The 3574-nt window shown below is 35.4% G+C and carries 3 protein-coding genes and 3 pseudogenes; 2 read left to right on the top strand and 4 right to left on the bottom strand.

The window, feature by feature from the left end; translation table 11 throughout:
* Positions 1-203, bottom strand: a pseudogene (locus tag M663_RS0104160) (transposase); the annotation flags it as partial.
* Positions 184-777 carry an IS607 family transposase gene (locus M663_RS0104155; RefSeq protein ID WP_029688034.1) on the bottom strand — a complete coding sequence of 198 codons (594 nt, stop codon included), beginning with the start codon at positions 775-777 and terminating at the stop codon, positions 184-186. The pseudogene M663_RS0104160 and the gene M663_RS0104155, both read right to left, overlap by 20 nt.
* A gap of 72 nt (positions 778-849) precedes the next feature.
* Here M663_RS0104155 and M663_RS15200 point away from each other — a divergent pair.
* Both M663_RS15200 and M663_RS14535 read left to right on the top strand, forming a co-directional pair.
* Positions 850-1062: pseudogene (locus M663_RS15200) on the top strand (HepT-like ribonuclease domain-containing protein); the annotation flags it as partial.
* 69 nt (positions 1063-1131) lie between these two features.
* Positions 1132-1753 (top strand): annotated as a pseudogene (locus tag M663_RS14535) (transposase); the annotation flags it as partial.
* Between the two features lie 4 nt (positions 1754-1757).
* Here the strand turns inward: M663_RS14535 and M663_RS0104145 are convergent.
* Together M663_RS0104145 and M663_RS15195 are read right to left on the bottom strand one after the other, a co-directional pair.
* Complete coding sequence (locus M663_RS0104145) at positions 1758-3026, bottom strand: NAD(P)-dependent oxidoreductase (RefSeq protein ID WP_029688033.1); 1269 nt, start codon at positions 3024-3026, stop codon at positions 1758-1760.
* A gap of 187 nt (positions 3027-3213) precedes the next feature.
* Positions 3214-3574: transposase (locus M663_RS15195; protein ID WP_029688032.1), on the bottom strand; the 361-nt coding region annotated here is incomplete at its 5' end.

Raw genomic sequence — 3574 nt, 5'->3', positions numbered from 1 at the left:
GCTTTCATTATTGCATCATCTACATATCTTGAGTTTAAATCAAATGTTCCCTGAAGGTCTCTTTTTAGTGTGTTTCTATCATAATCCTCTAAAAGTCTCTTGTATGCAAATCTCATGCAGGATGACCATCTTCTCATTAAGTCTAATACTATTTGTTTATTTTCTTGAGTTAGGAAAATAAGTTTAGCCTGTATTACTATCATGTTTTTTGCCACCTCTTTGTCCGTAAATTCTTGCTGCAAACGAAGTGACTATTGCTATTAAATCTTCTGCCAGTTCTTTATTTATATCTTCTTTATTCTCTTCTCCATTTAAAACTATAAGTTCCACCCCAAAGCTTTCCATGAAAAATTTAAGATATTCAAAGCCAAATCTCGCTAGTCTATCAGGATATTCTATTACAACTTTTTCAACTTCCCCTCTTTTGATTTTGTTTAGAAGCTTTAATAAACCTCTCCTGTTTTCGTTTACCCCACTTGCTATTTCGAATATAACTTCATACTGCCACCCTTGAGAATTAGCGTATTCTTCAAGCCTTCTAATCTGATTTTTGAGATATTCTTCTTGCTTTTTTGTGGACACTCTTGCATACAAAACTACTTTGGGTTTTGGTTTTTCTTCCAGCATGCCTAATAACTTCTCTATATCTTCCTTTTTGTACCTTCTTCTTCCTTTTGGTGTTCTAACGGGGGTTATTAATCCTTCCTTTTCCCAGTTTATTAAAGTAATTCTGCTTATATCATATAGCTCTTTAACCTTTTTTATAGTTAATAACATTCATTATCACCAAGTTAAAATTATATCATTTTTTACTATTAATTTCAACTGTTTTAACCTCCTAAAAGTTATTATGAATCTTTTATAATACTTGGGGATAAAAAGATTTTACCTAACAAAGTTTCAAAACAGCTTGCCTCTTTTACTGGTGTAAGAAATAGAATTGTTCACCAGTATGAAGATATAAACCACAAAATAATTTTTGACAATTATAAAAACCTTATAGAGTTAGTTAACGAATATATTGATATTGTGACTAACTTCATAGAAGAAATTAAGGAATGAATTTGCATTTGTTTTTCATAAAGGTGTATATGAAAAAGGGGCCTATAAAATATTACATTACCATTGACAGAGTGAATTGCAGGGCTATTGCAACATGGTTTATTACATGGCAGTTATATTCCTTTGCAGGAGCAGCGTGAATTGCGGAAATTAATAAAATATCGTCGGAGCTTAATAGAAGAACGTGCTCGAGAAATAAACCGGTTAGAATAAGACCTGGAACGTTTAGCTATTCCGGGAATAGGTAGGCGCACAGCTGAACACATTATAGCTGAGATTGGTACTTGACATGGAGCAATTTCCTTCTGCAGCTCATCTTTGTTTTTGGGCAGAGGTAGTTCTAGGTAACAATGAAAATGCAGGTAAAAGAAAATTAGGGAAAACAAGCAAGGGTAACGAAAAATTATGGTCTGTTTTAGTAAAAACCGCAAGAGCTGTTGCTCACACGAAGGATACATATTTATCAGCCCAATACCACCGTATAGTTGCCCAGCGGGGAGCCAACCGAGCTGCAGTTGCTGTTGCCCATAGCATTCTTACAATTGTGCATTATTTATTGAAGCGAAAAGAAACATATAGCGACTTAGGAGTAACCTATTATGAAGAACGCAAGAAAGAAGCAATTGTGAAACAGTCCATCAAAAAGCTAGAGGCATTAGGAGTAGTTGTTGTTTTTTGTCTTTTTTGTTAGTGTTTTATTTTCGGGATAAATATTTATGGATACCCCAAGCAGCCTTTTTGCCACTAGCCATAGCCTCAGCAATAGTGGAAGGACCATAGGCTACATCTCCGGCTGCAAAAACCCCTTCGATGGAGGTTTCACAAGTGTTTGGATCTATTTCAACTAAGCCTTTTTCTGTCAGCTTTAATTCAGGAATTTTAAAGCTTTCAGGGTTAGGGGTGTATCCAATAGTTACATAAACTTCGTCCACCGGGAGAGTTTCTTGTCCATTAGGGTTTTGAATGTTTATTGCTGTTACCCTTCCATTCTCTCCTTTAATCTCAATCGGAGTACTCCAGTAAACGATTTTCGCTCCTTCTTCTAAAGCTTTATCTACCTCTTTTTTTAAGGCAGGCATTTCTTCAGGTCCTTTACGATAAATAATTATCACTTCCTTAGCTCCTAAGCGCAAACATGACCTCGCAACGTCTATACTAACATTCCCGCCACCGATGACAACTACCTTTTCACCAACCTTTATTTTATCCACTTCATCCAATTGAAGACTTTTAAGTTTTATCAAAAATTCTATACCGGAATATACCTGAGGTAGTTCTTCTCCAGGAATATTTAACTTTTTAGATTTATATGGGGCGCCGGCAATTAAAATTGCATCATAAACACGTTTTAAATCTTTTAAGGTGATATTTTTGCCCAAAATCTCTCCTGTCTCTACTCTAACCCCAAATCTTTTTATCCTCTGAACTTCAATATCCACCAATTCCCTGGGCAAACGAAAATCAGGCAAAGCCTTTCTTAAAAGTCCTCCTAATAAATTACTAGCTTCTAAAATGGTCACTCTATGCCCCAGTTTCAAAAGTTCATAGGCAGCAGTGATTCCAGCCGGTCCACCTCCTACAACAGCAACATCTCTAGGTTTTGCCCATCTTTGAGCGTTGATACTGTTAGCATATTCCCAATCAGCTACAAAACGTTTTAGCTTGGCTATTGCAATAGGCTTGCCTTTTTTAGCCAAAGCACAATGCCCTTCACAAAATTTACTGCTGGGGCAGGCATAACCACACATAGCGGGCAAGGGATGACAATCTCTAATAATCATCATAGCCGTTTCCAGATCTTTTTCCTTAATGGCATTAATAAAGCCTGGGATATCTACTTTTAAAGGGCAGGCTCTCTGACAGGAAGGAATTTTACAATTCAAACAGCGAGAAGCTTCTTCATAAGCCTCTTCCGCAGTAAAGCCAGGTTCAGGTTGAAAATATAAATCATGTTTTTCTGACATTTTAAATTAACCCCCTATTCTTACCAAAGAAGTAGTTTACCAGGCACAAAATGAAATCAGTTTATGAGAGTAGTAGTTCTCACTACTTTCATTCTACTCTATTATACGTCAATTAATCCAAATTATCAATAACAGATATTAATATATCTTAGCTGTAATGTTCTCAGAAAGTGAGAAAATTTTTTAATCAGGTTGTGATAATTTGAGAAAAATGTTTTTTGCCTTTAAAAAATACCATTAGTGCTTTTCGTGTATACGTTATCACAGTTTTAAGAAACGGATTATTAGGATAACGTATATGCCTATAACGTCCTTTCCCAACAAGATTACCAGGTACATTATATAATATTCGCCTTATTGTGGTTATCTCATGATGACTCATAAACTCTGGCAAGATAGTCCTTTTGAACCAATTATGGAGATTGTAAGCGATCATTTTGATAAGCAAAAATATTTCGTTGCAAAATTTGTTTCTTTGACTGTTTTTTGAAAAAGCAAATCCTTCTTTTAGTTCATCTATTTTGTTTTCAATGTCGCAGCGTTGGTTG

The organism is Thermoanaerobacter sp. A7A, from assembly GCF_000445185.1.
Taxonomy (GTDB): domain Bacteria; phylum Bacillota; class Thermoanaerobacteria; order Thermoanaerobacterales; family Thermoanaerobacteraceae; genus Thermoanaerobacter.
The sequence above is the reverse complement of the archived record's forward strand: the minus strand, read 5'-3'. Positions and strand labels throughout refer to the sequence as shown.